Origin of the sequence: Psychrobacter sp. 1Y6, assembly GCF_052258385.2 — a bacterium.
In the GTDB taxonomy this organism is placed as follows: Bacteria; Pseudomonadota; Gammaproteobacteria; order Pseudomonadales; family Moraxellaceae; genus Psychrobacter.
Genome location: NZ_JBQQEW020000001.1, coordinates 2,996,661 through 3,017,762 on the forward strand (window position 1 = coordinate 2,996,661; position 21,102 = coordinate 3,017,762).

The window sequence follows — 21,102 nt, forward strand, 5'->3', positions numbered from 1 at the left end:
TAATTAAAACAAATTATTTTTTGAATTAATTATTAAAATGTTTAACGCAGTATATTGCGTTATTACTCTAATAACAACTGAATAAATGGCGGTGAAGGAGGGATTCGAACCCTCGATACGCTTACACGTATGGTTCCTTAGCAGGGAACTGGTTTCAGCCACTCACCCACTTCACCTAACGATTCAAGACATTTATAAAAAATCTATAAACATAGTATTGATGCTAACAATACGTCTCATGTCGTGGGCGAGTATTATAACAAAGCCAAAACGAATTGCAAGCGTTGTCTACAGATTTAATGCGGCTTTTATCAAAATTATAGATATAAGTACTTATCTTGCATTTTTATACGGAAAATTGCGGCATATCATCGCTAAATATAACGACCAAACTGCTTGTTAATATTGGGTCTATTTATTCTACCGTCTTATACCTCATCCACAAGCATAAGACTATGATAGATTTTTTAGTAGTAGGTGGCTATAGTATTTGTCACTTACTTTAAAATATCTCAAAAGGAGCTGTTATGCGACCTGTCGTACTTTGTTTTTCAGGATTAGACCCTTCAGGCGGTGCTGGATTACAAGCGGATATCGAGGCCATTGGACAATCAGAGGCACATGCAGCCATTGCGTGTACGGCGGTCACTATCCAAAGCTCGCAGCAGGTATTTGGCTTTGAGGCTTGTGCAGCATCGTTGGTAAAAGCTCAAGCTACTGCGGTTCTTGATGATTTGCCTGTTAGTGCTATCAAATCAGGTATGCTCGGCACCACTGATAACATCGCAATGTTGACCAAACTGTTTGCTGATCAAGTTATCGATAATGATACGCCATTTGTCTTAGACCCTGTACTAGTCGCAAATAGCGGTGGTAGCTTGGGCGATGAAAAAACTCTGGTTAGCGCCTTTAGACAATTGCTACCCTACGCCACTTTAATCACTCCAAATACTCATGAGCTACGTGCGCTTAGCGGAGAGCAAGACTTGCATATTGGTGCACAAAAGCTATGTGCTCAAGGCGCTCATGCCGTACTGGTAAAAACCTCACATGATTTTGATAGCGGTGACATCGAGCAGTACTTATATATACAGGGTGAAATGGTTCATAAAAGTACTTTGCCGCGCTTAGACGGTGAGTTCCATGGCTCAGGATGTTCACTCGCCAGCTTCATCGCTGGACGCTTGGCAATGGGCGATGTTCTCATTGATGCGGTAAAAGCGGCTGACAGTTGGATTACCCAGACATTGCGGGCAGCTGATGCACCGCATCCTGATGATACTCAAGCTCAGCTCATACCAAATCGCTTTGTTCGTTTTTAGCATATCTATAAAGCCAATAGATTTCCCAAGTAGCAGACGCAAAAAAGGCGCTCTATATTTTTATAGAACGCCCTTTTTATGACAGTTTTTAGATTTAATTCTATTAGGCTTAACCTAACGTTGGCAAGACACTCGCGGCCAAACCACCGATGAATATTTCAAGCAAATAAAATGCTAAGAAAGCGACCATTGGCGATAAGTCGAGCATACCTAAATTCGGCGTAATACGACGAAACGGGGCCAAAATAGGCTCAGCCAAATTAATGATAATGCCAATAATCGGATGCTCAGATCTGGTAAATACCACAATCCAGCTAACGATGATAGAACCAATCACCAAGTAGCGACACATGCGTAAAAAGTCTAACAATAAGCTAGTCGTACCTGTAAAGAATAGCGGTACAGGCGCAATACCTTTATGCGTCAATGCGGCCTTTCCAGAGATATCGATTAGACGAATCAAAAACATCAGCACGATAGCGGCAATGCTAATACGACCCTGCGCGACAGTCGGGAAAATACGCCCAAATACATCGACGATATGCGTCGCTTTATAAGCAGGTGCAATCATCGGATTGCTCGCATCCATCCCTGCAAACTGCAACATAAAACGAATAAACACCAGCATCATAGCGAATGTGGTGACCAAATCAAAAATTTGAAATAACATGTTGTTCATGAAGTGCTACTCAATGTGACATTATTAACAGATTCTAGGATGACAAATGTCATTATCAGATGCTGATGATTACATAAGGTGTGTCGTCAGTGGTGACTCACAGCACACCTTGTCAGTGTTTACTTGCTCATCTCTTCACTTAACGCTTGGCTACGATCATAGCAAGCTTGCATGGCCTCGCTGATTTGACGACCAATCTCATTGGCTTGCATTGACTCAACCGCTGCTTGAGTAGTACCGTTCGGTGAAGTAACTTTACGACGTAGCTCAGCTGGTGCATCATCACTGTTCATCGCCATTTTTGCAGCACCCAACATGGTCTGCATAGCAAGCGCTGAGGCTTGTTCTTTATCCAGCCCTAATGCAACAGCCCCATCGACCATCGATTCGATAAAGTAAAACATATACGCTGGCGCTGAACCTGATACGGCTGTGACCGCATGCATATGCTCTTCGTCATCGACCCACATGACCAAACCTGATGCTTCCATAACGGCTGTTGCTAGCTGCTTCTGTTCCGCTGAGATATTGTCTGTACCGTAGAGGCCTGTCGCACCCATTTGAATCATAGAAGGCGTGTTTGGCATTGCACGGACGATATTGCTATAGCCGCCCAACATGCTTGATAAAAGATCAGTCGACAAGCCTGCAGCCACTGAAATGACCAATTGATTGTCTAGTACATCAGCAAAAGCACTTACCACTACTTTCATCATTTGTGGTTTGACTGCGAGTACCACTATATCCGCACCGATCACAGCAGACTTTGGATCAGCCATTGGATCAACAGTATTTAGACCTTTGGCGGCTAATTGCTCACGTGCATCGCTGCTAGGATCGGCGACCGTGATTAGATTTGGTTTGATGCCGCAACCCACAAGCCCGCTAATGAGCGCTTGTGCCATGTTTCCGCCACCAATAAAACTGATTTTTTTATTATCTAATACCGACATACTTGTCTCCTAGTCACAAAATTCAAAGGTATTCAACTTAACATACTGATATGTAAAACGACACTCAGTTTATCATACTGCCACTATTACCGTTTGATAAATTCAAAATGTCACGCCTGACATCAACCTGATAAAAATCAATGAGTCAGCCAACGGATAATTAAACTTTTAACGCTTTCTATTTTAGACTAAGCTCACTTTTGATGTACTCAGCTAATTGGTTACTCTTGGCATCGTTATCGGTCTGCTCAGAACTCAAAAGCCAACTCTCAAATGGCGATGCTAGTAATAGAGGAATATCAGTTTCTACTTCGCTTCCATCTTCGGATTCATTTATAAAAGTAATGCTGACTACCATTAAGCTGTCTCGTAGCCATAATGGGATCCCAAGGGTTTGATACAGTTTTTTGCCTGCTTGTGGTCGCGCAGCCATCTCAGTTTTCAACCGTTGCTTACGTTCTAACGGTGCTACTTTTAACACTGCCTGCTGTGCTATACCGTCCGCACTATTTTCTAACAATCGTACCAGCGCATCTACCTTTACTTGCAACTGCCAAGTATAACGATCACTGCTACGTAAAATGAGTGAGACTGAATTATTATCAGCTGAATGACTAAATAAATTATTAGATAAAGTCAGCACCTGCTCGTTCAGCGGCAGCTTCAGCCAAGACAGCCACTCGCTGCTCATACGATAGAGCTGCTGACGATAGCGGCGAATGGTATAAGATGCCTTACGACCTTGCCAAAACAGTTCTGTCTGATGATCTTGGTCATCACGTTGGCTGAGAGTTAGCACATCATCGACGAGTTGCTTAGCAGGCGGTAACGGCTCATCTTGACCGAGCCAATAGTGCAATAGTTGCCGCTGACGATACATGGGTAGCTTTTGCAACGCACTGATATTTAGCACGCGCTGTGCGGGTGAAAGTTGCAGGTCTGTATGCTCTGTCTGCTGCATATCTTGCATAGCTTGAGCACTAACTGTTTCCTGTGCATCACTTAACAGCTGCGCACTGCGAGCGATATTATCGATGACATTGGGATTGTATGTAGCCAGTATTGGCATGATGTCGCGTCGTAGCCCACTACGCACATTGTCACCGCTGTCATTCGTAGGATCATCGATATAAGGCAACTCTAAACGCTTAGCATAGGCGCTAATAGTGGCTCGTCGTATCGTGAGCCAAGGTCGCCACAGTATATTGCGCTGTACGCCCTGCGTTTGCACTCGCCATGGCTGCATACCAGACAGACCATTGACTCCTGCTCCTTGAATCAATCGCATTAATACCGTTTCAGCTTGGTCATCAGCGTGATGCGCTAATAGTAATACATCGTCTTGGTTGATATGAGCGCGCATAACATTATAGCGTGCTTGCCGAGCGGCCTGCTCATCATGTCCATTCACTTGTGCCTGTAAAATGCGACAAGGTATTTTTTGAGCCGCTGCCCAATTGGCAACATGCTTGGCCCAGTACTGACTATCCGATTGTAAGCCATGATCGACATGTAAAAGCTGCGGCAAACATGGCAACTTACCTTGTCGATAGAGCTGCACACACAGCGCCGCAAGAGCTAATGAATCACGCCCACCACTACATGCCAGCCAAAGGCGACGACCATGCAGCTGATCATTATACTCAGACATACTGCTCAATAATGCGGTTGCTAGTGTCTTATCAACTGGCAAATCGGCAATCGATTTAATAGGATGTGAGATGATTGCGCTGCTGGTCATAGTCAGCCTTATTTTTCGTTATTTTAGATGCTTCATATGATAACAGCCATAAAAAAACGCGCCATTAAATGACACGTTTTTATTTTAGCATTAAGACTCAGACTCTAATATGAAAAGTCCATTATTGAATAATAGCGACTTAACAATAAAGGCGCCATAGCAACCAATTAAGCAGGCAACATCACTTCTGAGTTAAAAGACTTTAGCTTTTCATAACGTAGCTCACAACGCTCTTGAGGATCTAAATCTTTAATCTCATCAAGCTGCTCAGTAATCAGTGCCTTTAGTGCATTCATCACAGGTTGTGGCTGCACATGTGCGCCCTCGCCTTCTTCAATAACAGCGTCAATCAAACCCATTTGATAAAGGTTAATGGCGTTTAGTTTTAGCGCTTCACTAGCGTCTTGTGCTTTTTCAGCGGTTTTCCAGAGAATAGAAGCACAGCCCTCTGGAGAGATAACCGAATAGATGCTGTTTTGTAGCATATTTACTTTATCACCAACACCAATTGCCAATGCGCCGCCTGAGCCACCTTCACCAATGATAGTCACTATCACAGGCACTTTCAGGCTAGAAAATACAGCAATGCTCTCTGCAATCGCTTGCGCTTGTCCGCGCTCTTCTGCGCCAATACCAGGATAAGCACCTTGAGTATCTACAAAAGTCATCACGGGAATGTTAAAGCGCTCGGCCATTTTGACCAAACGAATCACTTTGCGATAGCCTTCAGGATTGGCCATACCAAAGTTATGAGCAATACGCTCACGGGTGCTACGACCACGATGCTGACCAATTACCATCACAGGCTGACCATCGAAACGTGCAAGACCACCTAAAATGGCTTTGTCATCGGCAAAAGCACGGTCGCCATGCAACTCGTCAAATTCGGTAAAAAGCTGATTAACATAGTCCATAAATAATGGACGCTTGGCGTGTCGTGCAAGCTGCACACTATCCCAGACAGTGCTCATAGACGCTTCCCTTTAATAATTATACTTAATGTATTTATGTTTAAGAATAATATCGTTATCCGTGTTCAGATAATGAAAGTACAGTTGTAAACTCAATAGGAGCTATAGTAGCACATCTTAAATGGCATGACATTATCGACAACGCCGCTTTTGTTACGTTAATCTTTAACTCAATACTCACAATGGTAACTGCTCAACCTCTGGAGTCTCGGCCTCTTGGGCTTCAATCACACTAAGCTGTACGCCCCACTTAGCAAACTGGTCAATCTCAGTACGCAAATCTGCGAGCAAGAAAGCATAATGTTCACTGCTATCCGCTAAGGTGATTTGCCAGCTGTTTTCAGCGATTACCTTTAGTTCTAGCTCTGGTAGCGCATAATCACTGCGGCTATGATGTGCCAGTACGGCGAGGCGCAACAGTAAACAGAGATAAACCAACTGATCGCCACCAATCTGACAAGTCTGCTCTAGCATATCGGCTTTGAGCTTGCGGCGATGGTTAAGCATCAACTGCGCCATGCGTTTTTGATCAACTTGCGAAAATCCTGGAATATCAGAGTATTCAAGTAAATACGCACTGTGCTTGTGATAACTACTATGACTGATTGCCAGCCCTATCTCATGCAAGAATGCAGCACGTCTGAGCAAGTCGCAATCATCATTGGACAGCGCAAGCTTGTCTTTTACTTGTTCGAATAAATGACGACTGGTTTTTACTACTTGTTTGGCTTGCTTTTTGTCCCCTGAATAACGCTTGATTAATGCCAATACACTGCGGTCACGCACATCTTCACTAGCGAAACGGCCTAGCATGTCGTACATAACGCCTTCACGTAACGCGCCATCTGAGTAAGTAATGGTCTCAACACCTAATACTTTCATCACCGCGCGCAGTACTGCCACGCCAGCAGGAAATACCGCTTTACGATGGTCTTTGACACCTTCTAACTCGATATCATCAATATTGCCAATTTTAATCAGCAATTTCTCTAATTTTTTGACACCTTTGTAAGTAATGCGTTCTTGCTCATCGGCCCAACCCTTTGACACTAGGACATTGCGCACCGCTTTAATCGTACCGCTTGAGCCAACCACACTGCTCCAGCCCGTCTTTTGATAGCGACCATTAATCGCTAAGACTTCTTTGCGCGCACCTGAAATGGCACTATTGAAGGCTTCTTTAGTAATCAGGCCATCCGCGAAAAATTTTTGGGTAAAAGAAACACAGCCCATCTGTAAACTTTCAGTCAATAATGGGTCAAACTTTTGACCAATAATAAACTCTGTCGAACCGCCGCCAATATCCATAACCAAGCGTTTATCACTACTCTCGTTGGTATGCGAGACGCCCAAATAAATCAATCGCGCCTCTTCTCGGCCCGCGATAATTTCGATAGGTTTCGGCAAGATTTTATTGGCACGAGAAATAAAGTCGTTGGCGTTTTTGGCTTGACGCAACGCATTGGTCGCGACTACACGAATACGCTCTGGTGGTACTGAATCCAAGCGCGCCACAAAGCGGCTTAAACAATCAAGACCACGCTGTTCAGCAGCTGCGCTTAGAATATTATTTTCGTCCAAACCGGCGGCGAGCTGTACCTTTTCAGACATCGAGACTACTTTTCGCACTTCCCCATGGTCAAGACGAGCAATAGCTAAATGGAAACTGTTGGAACCAATATCGATGGCTGCCATCATTTCATCATCGCCAATTGGCGGATTCGTAAGGTAGTCAATAGGCATAGGACAAGTCGTCACCGTGTTAGAGAGAGTGGATAGTTTACCAAAATCACGTGCTATATAGTTATAAAATCACATGTATAGAAAAAAGTCATAACCACAAAAATCAGGGCAATTTTATCATTAAAGCATTTATGCCAAACACTCGCAAGCAATGCAAAACTGTAGCGGGAACATCGAAAACCACCCTATAAGCTGATAGGTATCGGCTCAGTATCTAGCGCTTGTGTTACGCATATCGGTTTGCTACATTTAAAGCTATCAATATCATGATAAAAAACCGTTATTTACAGAATTTTTATCCGTATAATTTACTTCAAAAGCCACCAACTAATCGGTTACAAACCATCTGCAATTAATAGTTATCAACCTCACCAGCAAGGAAGCTAGTCACATGAATCAGACCACCACAAAAGACGCTACCCAAAATACTGAAACCCCTATCAGTAGCGCTAAAAAAGACATGGTAAAAACTGAAACTTCGCCTAAACAAGCATTTTATGATTTTTACTTAGATGAGCATCAAAACATGGCCTGTCGCCGTCTACATTTTGCAGGTAGTAGCTTTGGCCTACTAGGATTGGCAAAGTCTGTCAAAACTGGCTCAGCCAAACCTTTAGTAAAGGGCATTGCCGCCGGATATGCCTGTGCATGGGTTGGACACTTTTTCTTTGAAAAGAACAAACCCGCTTCTTTTAAGTTTCCATTGAAAAGCTTTGTCAGCGATTTTCGTATGTATAGCGATGTGCTACGAGGTAATCTGAGCTTGAGAGATCGCAAGTTTGATAAAGCACGATAACGTTTAGTCGTCATATAAATTAAGTGACAAAAAAACTGGGCGACTATTTTTAGCGGCCCAGTTTTCAATTATATTGATAGCTTCATTGATGTCAGCTAATTTCTATAAGCGAAACGACACATTTCTTATCGTAAGGATTTGCGTAATATTTTGCCAACAGCAGTCTTAGGTAGCTCATCGATAAACTCATAGGACTGTGGACGCTTATAACCAGTTAAACGCTTGCTCGCAAAGTCTTGTAGCTCCTCTACGGTGAGATCCGCGTCTTTTTTGACCACAAACGCTTTTGGCACTTCCCCGCTATGGTCATCTGCCACCCCGACTACAGCGACTTCGAGCACCTTGGGATGTTCAGTCAGCGCAGCCTCTACTTCATTGGGATATACGTTAAATCCTGATACCAGTATCATGTCCTTTTTACGGTCGACGAGTGTCAAAAACCCCTCATCATTCATAACGCCAATATCACCTGATCTAAAGTAGCCATTTGGGGTAAAAGTATCTGCATTGTCTCGCTGCCAATAACCGCGCATGACCTGAGGCCCTTTGATACAGACCTCACCCCTTGTACCTGTTGGGCACGTATTCCCATTCTCATCAATGATATGGATATCTGTCAAAGCCAGTGGTAGTCCGACGCTACCATTGAACTCTGTAATGCCAGACGGATTGAAAGAAATAACAGGCGCCGTCTCAGACATTCCATAGCCTTCGCTAATAATCATACCTGTCACTTGCTGCCATTGATCAGAAACCGCTTTGATAATCGCTGTGCCGCCACCGATAGATAAGGCTAAACGACTAAAATCTAGACTAGCGAATTTTGGATGATGCAGCATGCCAATGAATAATGTATTCACTGAAGGGATAACATGAGGTCGGTGCTGTTCAATGGTATTCACTAAACCATCGATATCACGTGGATTGGTGACCAATATATCTTCCCAGCCGCCATAAAGACCTAGCAAGCCGCAGACCGTAAACGAAAAAATATGATAAAGCGGTAAGGGATTAAGTATTTTAATCTGCTCGCTACGATTGGCTTCAATCGTTTTACCAAACATCGCATAGCACTGGCAGACATTGGCCATGACATTATAATGAGTGAGCATAGCACCTTTTGGCTTGCCAGTCGTACCGCCTGTATATTGTAGTAGGGCCAAATCTTCACGTACAATCGTAACGGCTTTAAACGCTTCTGCATCATAGGCCTGCATGATATGTGCAAACATTATGTTGTGCTGTGATGAATCAGTTAATGATTCGGAGGAAGCATGTGCCTGCTTATGTGTGTGCGCAGGTTGTTCTGAGCCAATCTGACTGAGCAAGGCAATGTCGTTATCAGCAATGCTAGGATCAATGGAACATCTGACCACCCATTTTAACTGCGCTTTGACTGTGTCATCTAATTGCTCATAAGCAGTGCTCATACCATCTAGCACAATTAGACCACAGGCTTGAGCGTCAGTGAGCTGATGTGCCAATTCATATTGGGTATACATGGGATTGACATTGACCAATACCACACCTGCACGTAGGCAACCCAACAGTACCACGGTATACTGCAGTATATTTGGCAGTTGTACCGCAATACGATCACCCTTCTCGACACCTTGCGCTTGTAAAAAAGCCGCGAAACGTCGACTGGCAATATCTAACTGTCCAAAAGTGAGCGACGACGCACCCATACTAAAAGCTGGAAATTCACTATGCTGTTCAATCTTTGGTTGCAGTAAGTCAATCAGATTTTGCTTACCTTCCAATACATTCAAATGATTGTCTAGGCCGTATTGGTCGTAAGTGGCTTGCCATAATGGCGCGGTATTGCTAGAAGTACTGGTACTCATTCGTTTGCATCCTTGCTTAATTGGCTGGGTTTACCTCAGAATATCATAACTTATTGTCTGTTTTTCGGATGCGCAGGCAAGAACTGTATAAGCATCAGTCACGTTAACGGCTATACAAACAATCTTCAAAAATACTTTGTATTCTTCCCAATACGATTATAAATAAGATATCGATAAACAAAAAAACCAGCAAAGATCACGGGATGATCTTGCTGGTTTTTTTAAGCTTCAACTTTTTAGTTAGCTAATAACTTACATGGCTAAACTATGCTTTTGCCATTTCTGCAAATATCTCATCAGCCGCTTTGATTGACGCATCAATGTCTTCATCGCTATGTTTGATAGACATAAAGCCTGCTTCATAAGCTGATGGTGCCAAGTAAATACCGCGATCTAGCATACCGTGGAAGAAAGTATTAAATACGTCCATATCGCACTCTGTCACGTCATCGAAGTTTTTTGGCGTTTCGGTTGCGCTGTCTTTAACAAAGAACATGCCAAACATACCGCCCAACTTGTTGGTACGTAGATGGATGCCATGTTTATCAGCTGCTGCTTGGAAACCATCCATTAGGTGATCAACTTTCGCTGCTAATTCGTCATAAAAACCCTCTGCCGTTAAGTCTTCAAACATAGCGATACCAGCGCGCATCGCTAGTGGATTGCCTGATAACGTGCCAGCTTGATAGACGCCGCCGAGTGGCGCGATGCAGGACATGACTTCTTTTTTACCACCAAAAGCACCCACGGGTAAGCCAGCACCGATGATTTTACCGAAACAGGTCAAGTCTGGGTCAATACCAAAATGGGCTTGCGCACCGCCAAGACCAACACGGAAGCCCGTCATCACTTCATCAAAAATCAATACTGCGCCATTGGCTGTACATTCTGCGCGCAACGTATCATGAAACTCTTGTGTTGGGATAACCATGTTCATGTTGCCAGCGATAGGCTCTAAGATAACGCAGGCAATTTCTTCACCCCATTTCTCAAAACAATCTTTAATCGCTTGCGGATCATTATAAGGAATCGTAATCGTGTGCTTAGCAAAGTCTGCAGGCACACCTTTTGACGTTGGCTCACCGATATCAAGCATGCCTGAACCTGCTTTTACTAAAAGACTGTCTGAATGGCCATGGTAGCAACCTTCAAACTTAACGATTTTGTCACGCTGAGTATAACCACGTGCCAAGCGAATCGCACTCATGGTCGCTTCTGTACCAGAGCTAGTCATACGAATCATCTCAACGCTAGGCACGATTTCACAAATCTTGTCAGCAACGGTGGTTTCAAACGGTGTTGGTGTACCAAAGCTTAGACCATCATCGGCGGCTTTTTTCACCGCATCGATGACTTTTGGGTGCGCATGACCCAAAATCATTGGGCCCCAAGAGCCGACATAATCGATATAAGCATTGTCTTCGGTATCATAAATTTTGCTGCCATTGGCACGGTGCATAAAGATTGGCGTACCACCGACCCCTGCAAAGGCGCGAACAGGTGAGTTAACACCACCTGGGATGTGTTTACGTGCTTGTGCAAAGAGCTGTTCGTTTTTAGTACTCATAATTATTCTCTACTTATAGCGACATTTATAACGACAATGTTTTGTGATTGAACGTCTATTTTATATTTGTTTATTATTGAATCTTTCAAGAAGTTTTTACAATTTAAGCTTTTTTGACCACAGAAGACTTAAGCTTCATTGGGCCATAGCCATCAAGTTTGCAGTCGATATCATGACCGTCAGTAGCATCTGGCAACAGGCGAATACTTTTCGCTTTCGTTCCTACTTTAATCACGATTGAAGAGCCTTTGACTTTTAGGTCTTTAATAACCGTCACCGCATCGCCGTCCTGTAGCTCATTGCCAACAGCATCACGAATAACTGCGTCTTGGTCTTCAGCTTGCGCTGCATCAGTCTCAGCCGCCGTCCATTCATGAGCACACATAGGACATACCAGTAACGCACCATCTTCATACGTATATTCAGCATCACATTTAGGGCAATTTGGTAAGCTCATTATTTCCTCGGCAGCCATCGTACATTAGGTTAATTGTAGAGCTGATATTGTACCGTAACTCACCATCTTTAACCAATTTGTACGCTTGAAAATCAAACGCTATGCCCAATTTAACACTTAACTCATCGCTTACTGATGACGTTTTTTATGACAGGGTTTTTTGTGGTACTCTTCTTAGCCTCATTTAGATTTATGTGCACAGATGCTGTCAATGACAAAAGCGCCCATATAATTTTTTATCACTTCGATTTACCCTCTATATTAATAAATAAGCTCTCCTCAGAAGGATAATAACAATGACTCAGTCTTCGAATCTATCAGCCGTACCGCAGTTTTCGCAATTAACTATCCAAGGCGAAGACGCCGAAAAATTCTTGCAAGGGCAATTGACTTGTGACGTTACCAAGCTCGGGCTTAGCTATCAGGCAGCCGCTATCGGTAACCTAAAAGGTCGTATTGAGTTTGGCATCTGGATCAAAAAACAAGCAGAGAAACATTATGATGTGGTCATCAGTAGCGACTGTGCTGAGTCTTTGCAGGCACATCTTAATAAGTACGGGGCGTTTTCTAAATTCGAGACCAGTGCACCAGCAGCGATTTATCCTTGCGTGCTAGCAGATGAGCCGACTTTTAGCCATAAAGACGACCATAATACTGCTGACGATACACAGGCTTGGATGGTATGCAGTATTGCCACTGGTAATTATTGGATTGTGGCCGCGACTCAAGGTGAGTTCCAACCGCAAGAGTTGCGTCTACATCAACGCGGCGGCATGGACTATGATAAAGGCTGCTACTTGGGTCAAGAAGTCATCGCTCGCATCTACTTTAAATCTGCGCCCAAAGCATTCTTACACTATGTACAAGGCACCGGTGAAGCACCAAGCGCAGGTGACAAACTTGATAAAATCCAAGTGGTCAATGCGATGAAAAATGATGACGGCTTTATTGCTTTGGTTGTGGCGCGTCCTGAACAGTTGGCAGAAAGCGATTTGAGCATATTGGACTTGCCAGCTGCACTACAGATAGATGTTGCGCGTCCTAAGTAAAAATAGAAATAGAAATAGAATCAAGCGACGTAGCGAAGGTGATGGTAGTTCAATACAGCGCGACCGTCATGACTAACATGAGCATAGAGAATCCTATGACACATATTGCGGTACTCGGAGCAGGTGTGGTGGGCGTGACCACCGCATGGTATCTACGTCAGGCAGGCTATGATGTGACCGTGATTGAACGCGAATCGGCGGCAGGTATGCAGACGTCATTTGCCAATGGCGGTCAAATATCTGTCTCACATGCCACGCCTTGGGCCAATCCTGCGACCCCGATGAAAGCGCTCAAGTGGCTGTTTAAAGAAGATGCTCCGCTACTGTATCGCTTGCGTGCGGATAAAGCGCAGCTCAAATGGGCCATGCAGTTTTTGCAAGAGTGCCGCGCTGATAGAGCCGATGCCAATCTAGTGCAAATGGTGCGCTTAGGTCTATATTCAAGAGATACCTTACAGCAGCTGCGTGCGGATATTGGTATCGACTACGAGCAGCAAACACGCGGTATCATGCATTTTTATACCAATCAGGCAGAGTTTGATGCGGCTATCGAACCAACTGAACGCATGCAAGCGCTTGGTTGTGAGCGCCATGTGATTGATATCAATAATGCTGTCAACTTAGAACCAGCGCTTTACCCAATTGCGCATAAGCTCACTGGAGCGACTTATACCAGTCGTGATGAGTCTGGCAATGCGCACCTATTTGCCCAACGATTGGCAAAGCGCTGTATCGATGCTGGCGTACAGTTTTTATATGATACCGAAATTTTAGCGCTCAATACCGATACCGACTCTGCGCGTCCGCATGTACACAGTATTACTATCCGTCCAAAAGGCGAAAATGCGCAGACTTTCACGGCTGATAGTCATGTGGTCGCTCTTGGCAGCTATAGCGTACCTCTGCTAAAACCTTTGGGGATACACGCGCCAATATTTCCAGCAAAAGGATATTCGGCTACCTATACGGTGAATCCACGTGCACCGCATTTAGCGCCTTTTGTCAGTCTAATTGATGATGAATTTAAACTGGTTACCTCACGACTGGGTGACAAATTGCGAGTCGCTGGTACCGCGGAGTTTAACGGCTATAACCTAGATTTAAATGCCACGCGCTGTGAAGCCATTACTCGGCGCGTGCAGCAGTTATTTCCAAAAGGCATTATTGCAAACTCGGTACAATATTGGACAGGACTGCGCCCGATGACCCCATCGAACGTACCTTTGATTGGTCGCGCGCACTGCGGTCAAGTCAAACATGGCAGTCATAACGCTTCAGCCACTTTTGATAATTTATGGCTCAATACAGGACATGGCACATTAGGGTGGACACACTCTTGCGGCTCTGCAAAAGCCCTTAGTTTGCTAATCCAAGGTGAAACGCCCAACGTCGATTTTGATTTTATCGGCATGAGCGTTTGATCGGCTCAGTGACGTATTCAGATTGCAAACAAAAAAGGCGCTCACTTTACGTGAACGCCTTTTTTTTATTTCTACAAATGTATGATTAACTTTATGCTAGTGCGCCTTCCGCTATAGTCTCTGTAGCAGTAGATAAACCATCTATACCCATATCCAATGCTTCTAATTGCACAGGCACACCATTAACGGCAGCATTACCACTCAGCTGGTCAATTAAGGTCTCATCAGTCAAATCATTAACGCTGACACCTGCATGCGCTTGCGCAATCTTTTGCTTCACCCCTTTGCGTCCGTGACCAAAACCATGCGGGATACTGACTACTCCTGGCATCAGCTCATCCGTCACTTCTGCTGCAATGACCACGCTACCTACTCGAGAAGTTACTCTGACATCTTGACCGTCTGCAATGCCATGTTGCGCTGCCGTTTGCGGATGCAACATTAACGTACAGCGAGATTTACCTTTTACCAATCGATGGCTATTGTGCAACCATGAGTTGTTACTACGCACATGACGGCGGCCGATGAGCAGCGTTTGGCTACTGTCATACTCTTGCACCATTTCTTTAACACGTGCCAAATCTGACTGATAAAAATCAACATGAAGATGAATTTGTTTATCGGCGTGTTTGATGGCCTCTGGCAACATACGATGCAGCGGACCTAAATCGATACCATGCGGATTTTCGACTAAGGCTTCAAATGTCACCTCTTTATGAGGTCCATACTTAAGACCTTGCTCTAACAAGAACTTAGGACCAAAGGCTTTTGTCGCGGCACGTTCCTTTTGCGTTGCTTCTGGCGCATCTTTGTCTAAGCGCTCTGCCAATCCTAAATAAATCTCCCAGTCATGCTTGGTATCGTCAGTTTTATCAAACAAAGCAGGCGAGTATTTGGCGACATTGTGCACGGCAAAACCATTAAAAGTAATGTCATAATGGTCACGTTCTAACGGCGATACAGGCGGCAAAATAATATTGGCATGGCGACTGGTCTCAGTCACAAAGTAATCAAGCGAAACCATAAACTCTAACTGAGATAATGCTTCGTCTAACTTTTCACCATTCGGGGTGCTCAGAACCGGATTACCAGCGACCGTAACGAATCCCTTTAACTGACCTTCCCCTTCGACTAACATCTCATCTGCCATCGCAACCACTGGATACTCACCATTAAAATCAGGCAGATTACTCACGCGGCTATGACGTTTACCCAAATAGCCTGGGCCTGAGCTATTCACAACATCGACAGCAGGATTTGGGAACATGAGTCCGCCCACCTCATCTAAACGACCTGTAACGATATTGATGACCATAGATAGATATTGACTGAGCAAACCAAACTCTTGCACTGAGATGCCCATACGGCCGTAACAAACTGAGCTTTCCGCTTCACAAAACTCTTTAACGATACGTTTGATTTCGGCTGCGGTAATACCCGTGATACCTGCCACTGACTCAGGTGTGTATTGTTCAGCAAACAAAGCAAGTCGATCGATCTCTGGTGCCAAGGCAGCCACTCTAGTATCGAGCTTGGCATAGCCTTGCGTATAGATTTCATTGAGCATGGCCAATAACAGCAGTACATCCGTCGCTGGACGAATAAAGTGGTGTTCGCTGGCGATATCGGCTGTTTCGGTACGTCTTGGATCAACTACTACCACCTTACCATCGCGCGCTTTGATATCTTTTAGCTTTTGACGCATGTTGGGCGCAGTCATGATACTGCCATTGGAAGCCAGCGGATTGCCACCGATGATCAGCATGTATTGCGTGTTATTGACATCAGGAACTGGAATGCGCAGCATGTGACCAAACAGATGCATGCTAATAATATGATGCGGCAGCTGGTCGATAGAGGTGGCAGAAAAACGACTGCGCGTTTTTAAACTGGTAAGCAGTTGTTTGATGGTCAACATACCGCCCATATTATGTACATTAGGATTACCCAAATAAACACCCAACGCATTTTGACCATACTTTTGCTGTATGGACTGAATACCTGCGGCGACTTTATCCAACGCTTCTGGCCAACTAATAGATTTCCAACCGTCAGCCGTTCTCTCTACTGGCTGACGCAAACGGTCAGGATCTTCATGCAAATCTTGCAAAGCAGTGGCTTTCGGACAAATATAGCCTTGCGAAAAGGGATCATTTTTATCCCCTTTAATCGACAAGACTTTTTCGCCATCGTGCTTTATTTCGACGCCGCACATTGCCTCGCACAATGTACAAGTTCTAAAATGCGTTTGCGTTTCGCCTAACGTTGGTGCAGCCGTGGTTGTGGCCATAGTCACTCTCCCTGTTGTGTTTTGTGTTCTAGATTTCATGACAATAATTTTTATTTATTATCACTACTGACTAGTATTGCTTCCGTGCAAAAAATTGGCGAACAGTGCATCAAAGCTGATACTCAACATGGCAATCGCTTGTTGTCTTGAGTAACGCTGCTGATGACAGCCCAATATCAACTCATGTACTTGTGCCGCCGCCATATCGACGCATAGATTGACAGCACTGCGCTCGCAAGAACGATTGGATAACTGCAATCCTTGAATAAATATCTCTGTCCATTCTTCTTGTATTTCGGTAATCAGATTGCCCAGTCCATTATTCAATGATGACTGGTTTTCTATACTGTCACTAAATCTAGGACGGTCTTCGAGTAAGTGTTGAAACAATGCGATATTCTCAAATGCAGAATCAAAAATCATAATCAGGCATTGTCGACATTGCTGATTAAACTGATCTTTACTCAACACATCATAATCTTTGAGCATATTGACCCATGCCAGTCGCATCGGGGATAGATAATTGTCTTTTAGTTGGGCGCTCAGCTCATTTTGTAGCGCCTCTAGACTCTCAAAATGATTGTAAAAACTGGGCTGGGCAATACCTGCACCTTTAGCAACTTTATTCATGCTCATGCCCTGAGCACCTTCCAAACTGTACAACCGCAAGGCACTCTTTAATAATGCACGCCGAGTCTTGGCTTTTGCTAGCTCACGTTTAGATTCTACTGGGACTGTCAAATCTGGCGTTAATACATTCAATGCAGAGGTATTCCTATTCAATAGATAATTATATCGACACACCAGTAATTTCCCTTAGGTGCTATTATGCCAAAAAAATGTGATGATAATGGTCAATTGCCGACAGCGAATATCTTAGCTATAAGGTTATAGTCATTTAAACCATATGTCTATAGCCAAACCCATAGTAGAACTCATGCTTCACAAAACCACTTTTAGGCCACTATCATGACATCACCTGTATTCTCCCCTTTAGTGCTGCCTTGTGGCGCTACATTACCCAACCGCTTAGCGAAAGCTGCCATGGAAGAAAACATGGCTGATATCGGTCAAGTCCCTGGCCCTACTCTGCTCCGTCTATATAAAAAATGGGCAGAAGGCGGTACAGGGCTGTTAATCACTGGAAACGTGATGGTAGATGGCCGCGCTATGACAGGGCCTGGTGGTGTCGTATTGGACAAATACAGTGAGATAGCGCCTTTTAGAGCGTGGGCAAATGCTGCCAAGCACAACAATACACAGGTTTGGATGCAGCTCAACCATCCTGGCCGTCAAGTATATGCTGCCATGGGCGGCGATGTGCTATCACCTTCTGACGTAGCGATCGATTTAGGCAAGCACTCTCATCTATTTGGCAAACCGCACGCGATGACGCAACAAGATATCGAGCAACTGATACAGCGATTCGCGGATAGTGCACTAAAAGCAGAGCAAGCTGGCTTCGATGGTGTACAAATTCATGCCGCCCACGGCTATCTAATTTCTCAATTTTTATCACCGCTTACCAATAAACGTAAAGATGAATATGGCGGTTCGATTGAGAATCGGATGCGACTATTGATCGAAGTAATCAAAGCCGTTCGTGCTCAAGTTGCGCCTACCTTTGCAGTCGCTGTGAAGATAAACTCAGCCGATTTCCAGCGCGGAGGATTTGATGCAGATGATGCCAAAGTGGTTATTTCAGCGATGAATGAATTGGCGGTAGATTTGGTTGAACTATCAGGTGGCAGCTACGAAAGCCCAGCCATGCAAGGCAGCACAGCTGATGGTCGCACGTTGCAACGAGAAGCTTACTTTTTAGACTTCGCAAAAGAGATTGCTCAAGTTGCTACCATGCCTATCATGACGACAGGTGGCGTTAGGCGATTAGCTGTCGCAGAAGATGTACTGGCGCAAGGAATTGATGTGGTTGGTATGGGAACCGCATTAGCCATGAACCCGTCTCTACCGAGTGACTGGAAAAATGATAGTACGCTTAGTGCTCATAATCCTGTGGTACGTTGGAAAGATAAAACTTTAAGTGCGGTTGCTACAATGGCCGTCATCAAGCGACAATTACAGCGCATGGGGCAAGGAAAATATCCCAAACCAAATGCCTCACCAATTTTCTCATTGATTTCTGATCGTATACGAATAAAAAAACTCACCAAACGCTATCATCAGTATTTGAATAAATATTCGACGAAATAACTTTCAATCAATTTCAAAGACAATAAAAAAGCAGCTACTCTATTTTTGAGTATCTGCTTTTTTATCTACATAAGTATTTTTGAATAAATAATATATTTTCTTAATATTCATATAAAAAAACAAGTTCATAGAAGAAAGTATTCTCACGCATAGTAGACGCAATTTACGTGGCACTACTACAGCAGCCTTGTAGATAACACTTAGTAAACGCCCACTATAATTAAGTAACACTATAAACATAGCATATACAGACAGCTGAATTGAAAAGTCCTATATTTAATCTCACAAGATATTTGGAACCAATCATTTATCCTTGTGCAATACAATTAAAATAAAAATTAAATAGTAGTATCAGTAATCGATATCGTGAAATAAAAATCAAAATGGTGATTAAGAAATAAATCAAACATAATAAGTTCAATAAAAGGAATAATACAATGAACGAACATACTCTAAAAGGCGAATGGAACCAAGTGAAAGGTTCAGTTAAACAAAAATGGGCTGAACTAACAGACGACGATCTTACCCATATCGAAGGTAGCCGTGACAAGCTAGTAGGCCGCGTACAAGAGCGTTACGGTCATGCCAAAGAAGATGCAGAGCGTGAAGTAGATGATTGGCGTGTAGAAAACAAATATTAATATATTCGTTGCACAATTAATGTACCGAACAAACATAAAAACCGCATAGAAATATATGCGGTTTTTTTATGGCAGATTTATACTGTACAGATAAGCTATTGGAGAAAGAAATTACCATTCTCCAGACACGATAAAACCGCATAGCAATCAATTGTTATGCGGTTTTATTGTTAACTATCCATGTTACCTATCACGACTGCTTTTCATGCATCCTTGCACAAATATTCAGTATATTGTGATACTGAGCATCCTGCCCTTTTTACTACACTACAGCTTCAGTATTACTTGCTGCTATCAGCAAAGGGACTGTGTCCTTACTTCAATCACTATTATCATCCTGATGCTAGTTATCGAATCATTATCCTTAATGCGGTCAACTCAATCCTTGAGTCACATTCCCTAATGCCGTGTGACTATAATGCCTAACTCTCACTCTTATGTTAAGTCGCGTAAACGTCATTGCGTGTAAGCATATGCTTACAACAATCTATTTTACTTACCACAATTATTACAACTTATTAACGCAAATGACACCTACCGCAAAGTTTTGTGCTCTATTATAGATAATGTAAGGAAATATTTCGAAAAACAAACTACTACAAATACTTATTGATTACGAACTAATTTAACGCACCAAAATATCCTCAAAATCTTATAGTTATAGATATTTCTAACATATATCGCCTACTTAATACCATCATAGGATATTGCCTCATGAAAACGATAAAACCTTTCTCTATTAAGGCCACTTTGTCTACTGGTCTTGTCGTTGCATTATTGGGTACGACAGTGGGTTGTGCGGTTGTAGGTCCAGGATATGACAATCAGCCTGTTTATCGTGGTGACAATAATAGCCAAAGCAATAACTTTAATCGTGTAAGTCAGCAGCTTCGACAAGACTTGCACCGCAAAGGCTATCAAGTTATAGATATCAGAGCTGATAGTTACCGTGGTGATCGAGCTCTTACAGCTTATGCCAAAAAGAACAACCAAGCCTACGAGCTAAAATATACTTACCCTGCACTAAGACTTATCAGCTCAAGCAAAAAAGCGTGGCCAGATAATTGGGATAATAATAAATCGCAAAATAATAATGGCCGCTATAAAGAAAACAAGCATCAAGATAATTATCAAAATGGTCAGCGCTATAAAAAAGGCGATGTCGAAGACGCTATTAAAAGAGAATCACGTTACCCAGCTATTAAACGCCGTGCTGTCAATAAAGTAAGAGCTATGGGCTACCGTGTTGAAGATATCGAGCTTGAAGAAAAAAATAAGCGCGGCGTCTTCGAGATTGAGGCCAAACGCGGTTCACAGAAGTACGAAATATTATTAAGTTATCCAAATTTAGATGTGATCAAAGTCAGAAAAGATTGATTACTTTCAGCATTTTAGCTAACTACCTCGGTACATT

General features: G+C 43.4%; 17 protein-coding genes and 1 tRNA gene. 7 read left to right on the forward strand and 11 right to left on the reverse strand.

The window, feature by feature from the left end:
* Positions 1–86: 86 nt before the first annotated feature.
* Positions 87–176: transfer RNA gene (locus tag ACTXGF_RS26210), tRNA-Ser, on the reverse strand.
* A gap of 351 nt (positions 177–527) precedes the next feature.
* Here ACTXGF_RS26210 and ACTXGF_RS26215 point away from each other — a divergent pair.
* Positions 528–1,322, forward strand: a complete 795-nt coding sequence (locus tag ACTXGF_RS26215) for a hydroxymethylpyrimidine/phosphomethylpyrimidine kinase (protein ID WP_443533275.1) — start codon at positions 528–530, stop codon at positions 1,320–1,322.
* 109 nt (positions 1,323–1,431) lie between these two features.
* Here the strand turns inward: ACTXGF_RS26215 and ACTXGF_RS26220 are convergent, their stop codons facing one another.
* From ACTXGF_RS26220 to ppx, 5 genes are all read right to left on the reverse strand, one after another.
* The gene (locus tag ACTXGF_RS26220) at positions 1,432–1,992 is read right to left on the reverse strand and encodes a YggT family protein (protein ID WP_224737825.1); all 561 of its coding nucleotides are present in this window, start codon (positions 1,990–1,992) and stop codon (positions 1,432–1,434) included.
* 128 nt (positions 1,993–2,120) lie between these two features.
* On the reverse strand, positions 2,121–2,954 hold the full coding sequence (gene proC, locus ACTXGF_RS26225) for a pyrroline-5-carboxylate reductase (RefSeq protein WP_443533272.1): 834 nt from the start codon (positions 2,952–2,954) through the stop codon (positions 2,121–2,123).
* Between the two features lie 178 nt (positions 2,955–3,132).
* Entirely contained in the window at positions 3,133–4,695 is a 1,563-nt protein-coding gene (gene tilS, locus ACTXGF_RS26230; protein WP_443533271.1) for a tRNA lysidine(34) synthetase TilS, read from the reverse strand.
* A 167-nt stretch (positions 4,696–4,862) separates the two neighbouring features.
* Positions 4,863–5,666 (reverse strand): acetyl-CoA carboxylase carboxyltransferase subunit alpha, encoded by an 804-nt coding sequence (locus ACTXGF_RS26235; RefSeq protein WP_102078709.1) that lies wholly within the window; start codon positions 5,664–5,666, stop codon positions 4,863–4,865.
* 177 nt (positions 5,667–5,843) lie between these two features.
* Positions 5,844–7,409 (reverse strand): exopolyphosphatase, encoded by a 1,566-nt coding sequence (gene ppx / locus ACTXGF_RS26240; RefSeq protein ID WP_443533268.1) that lies wholly within the window; start codon positions 7,407–7,409, stop codon positions 5,844–5,846.
* A gap of 460 nt (positions 7,410–7,869) precedes the next feature.
* Here ppx and ACTXGF_RS26245 point away from each other — a divergent pair, with 460 nt between their 5' ends.
* Positions 7,870–8,205 carry an Mpo1-like protein gene (locus ACTXGF_RS26245; RefSeq protein WP_240990740.1) on the forward strand — a complete coding sequence of 112 codons (336 nt, stop codon included), beginning with the start codon at positions 7,870–7,872 and terminating at the stop codon, positions 8,203–8,205.
* 125 nt (positions 8,206–8,330) lie between these two features.
* On the opposite strand, the gene ACTXGF_RS26250 is transcribed toward ACTXGF_RS26245, so the two are convergent.
* From ACTXGF_RS26250 to ACTXGF_RS26260, 3 genes are all read right to left on the reverse strand, one after another.
* A complete protein-coding gene (locus ACTXGF_RS26250) occupies positions 8,331–10,052 on the reverse strand; it encodes an AMP-binding protein (protein WP_443533267.1) in 1,722 nt (573 codons plus the stop codon).
* Positions 10,053–10,317: 265 nt separating this feature from the next.
* Positions 10,318–11,619 (reverse strand): glutamate-1-semialdehyde 2,1-aminomutase, encoded by a 1,302-nt coding sequence (gene hemL, locus ACTXGF_RS26255; RefSeq protein ID WP_443533265.1) that lies wholly within the window; start codon positions 11,617–11,619, stop codon positions 10,318–10,320.
* 103 nt (positions 11,620–11,722) lie between these two features.
* Positions 11,723–12,076 carry a zinc ribbon domain-containing protein YjdM gene (locus tag ACTXGF_RS26260; RefSeq protein ID WP_057758016.1) on the reverse strand — a complete coding sequence of 118 codons (354 nt, stop codon included), beginning with the start codon at positions 12,074–12,076 and terminating at the stop codon, positions 11,723–11,725.
* 296 nt (positions 12,077–12,372) lie between these two features.
* Between ACTXGF_RS26260 and ygfZ the strand changes: the two genes are divergently transcribed.
* Together ygfZ and ACTXGF_RS26270 are read left to right on the forward strand one after the other, a co-directional pair.
* Positions 12,373–13,125 carry a CAF17-like 4Fe-4S cluster assembly/insertion protein YgfZ gene (gene ygfZ / locus ACTXGF_RS26265; protein WP_443533262.1) on the forward strand — a complete coding sequence of 251 codons (753 nt, stop codon included), beginning with the start codon at positions 12,373–12,375 and terminating at the stop codon, positions 13,123–13,125.
* 95 nt (positions 13,126–13,220) lie between these two features.
* Complete coding sequence (locus ACTXGF_RS26270; protein WP_443533260.1) at positions 13,221–14,546, forward strand: D-amino acid dehydrogenase; 1,326 nt, start codon at positions 13,221–13,223, stop codon at positions 14,544–14,546.
* 91 nt (positions 14,547–14,637) lie between these two features.
* Here the strand turns inward: ACTXGF_RS26270 and ACTXGF_RS26275 are convergent, their stop codons facing one another.
* Together ACTXGF_RS26275 and ACTXGF_RS26280 are read right to left on the reverse strand one after the other, a co-directional pair.
* On the reverse strand, positions 14,638–16,836 hold the full coding sequence (locus ACTXGF_RS26275; protein WP_443533259.1) for a molybdopterin oxidoreductase family protein: 2,199 nt from the start codon (positions 16,834–16,836) through the stop codon (positions 14,638–14,640).
* Between the two features lie 63 nt (positions 16,837–16,899).
* Entirely contained in the window at positions 16,900–17,598 is a 699-nt protein-coding gene (locus ACTXGF_RS26280; RefSeq protein ID WP_443533257.1) for a TetR/AcrR family transcriptional regulator, read from the reverse strand.
* A gap of 207 nt (positions 17,599–17,805) precedes the next feature.
* Here ACTXGF_RS26280 and ACTXGF_RS26285 point away from each other — a divergent pair, with 207 nt between their 5' ends.
* From ACTXGF_RS26285 to ACTXGF_RS26295, 3 genes are all read left to right on the forward strand, one after another.
* Positions 17,806–19,047, forward strand: coding sequence for an NADH:flavin oxidoreductase/NADH oxidase family protein (locus tag ACTXGF_RS26285; protein WP_443533255.1), 1,242 nt, complete (start codon positions 17,806–17,808; stop codon positions 19,045–19,047).
* A 437-nt stretch (positions 19,048–19,484) separates the two neighbouring features.
* The gene (locus ACTXGF_RS26290; protein WP_102092613.1) at positions 19,485–19,688 is read left to right on the forward strand and encodes a CsbD family protein; all 204 of its coding nucleotides are present in this window, start codon (positions 19,485–19,487) and stop codon (positions 19,686–19,688) included.
* Between the two features lie 714 nt (positions 19,689–20,402).
* Positions 20,403–21,065 (forward strand): hypothetical protein, encoded by a 663-nt coding sequence (locus ACTXGF_RS26295; protein WP_443533253.1) that lies wholly within the window; start codon positions 20,403–20,405, stop codon positions 21,063–21,065.
* Positions 21,066–21,102 lie beyond the last annotated feature (37 nt).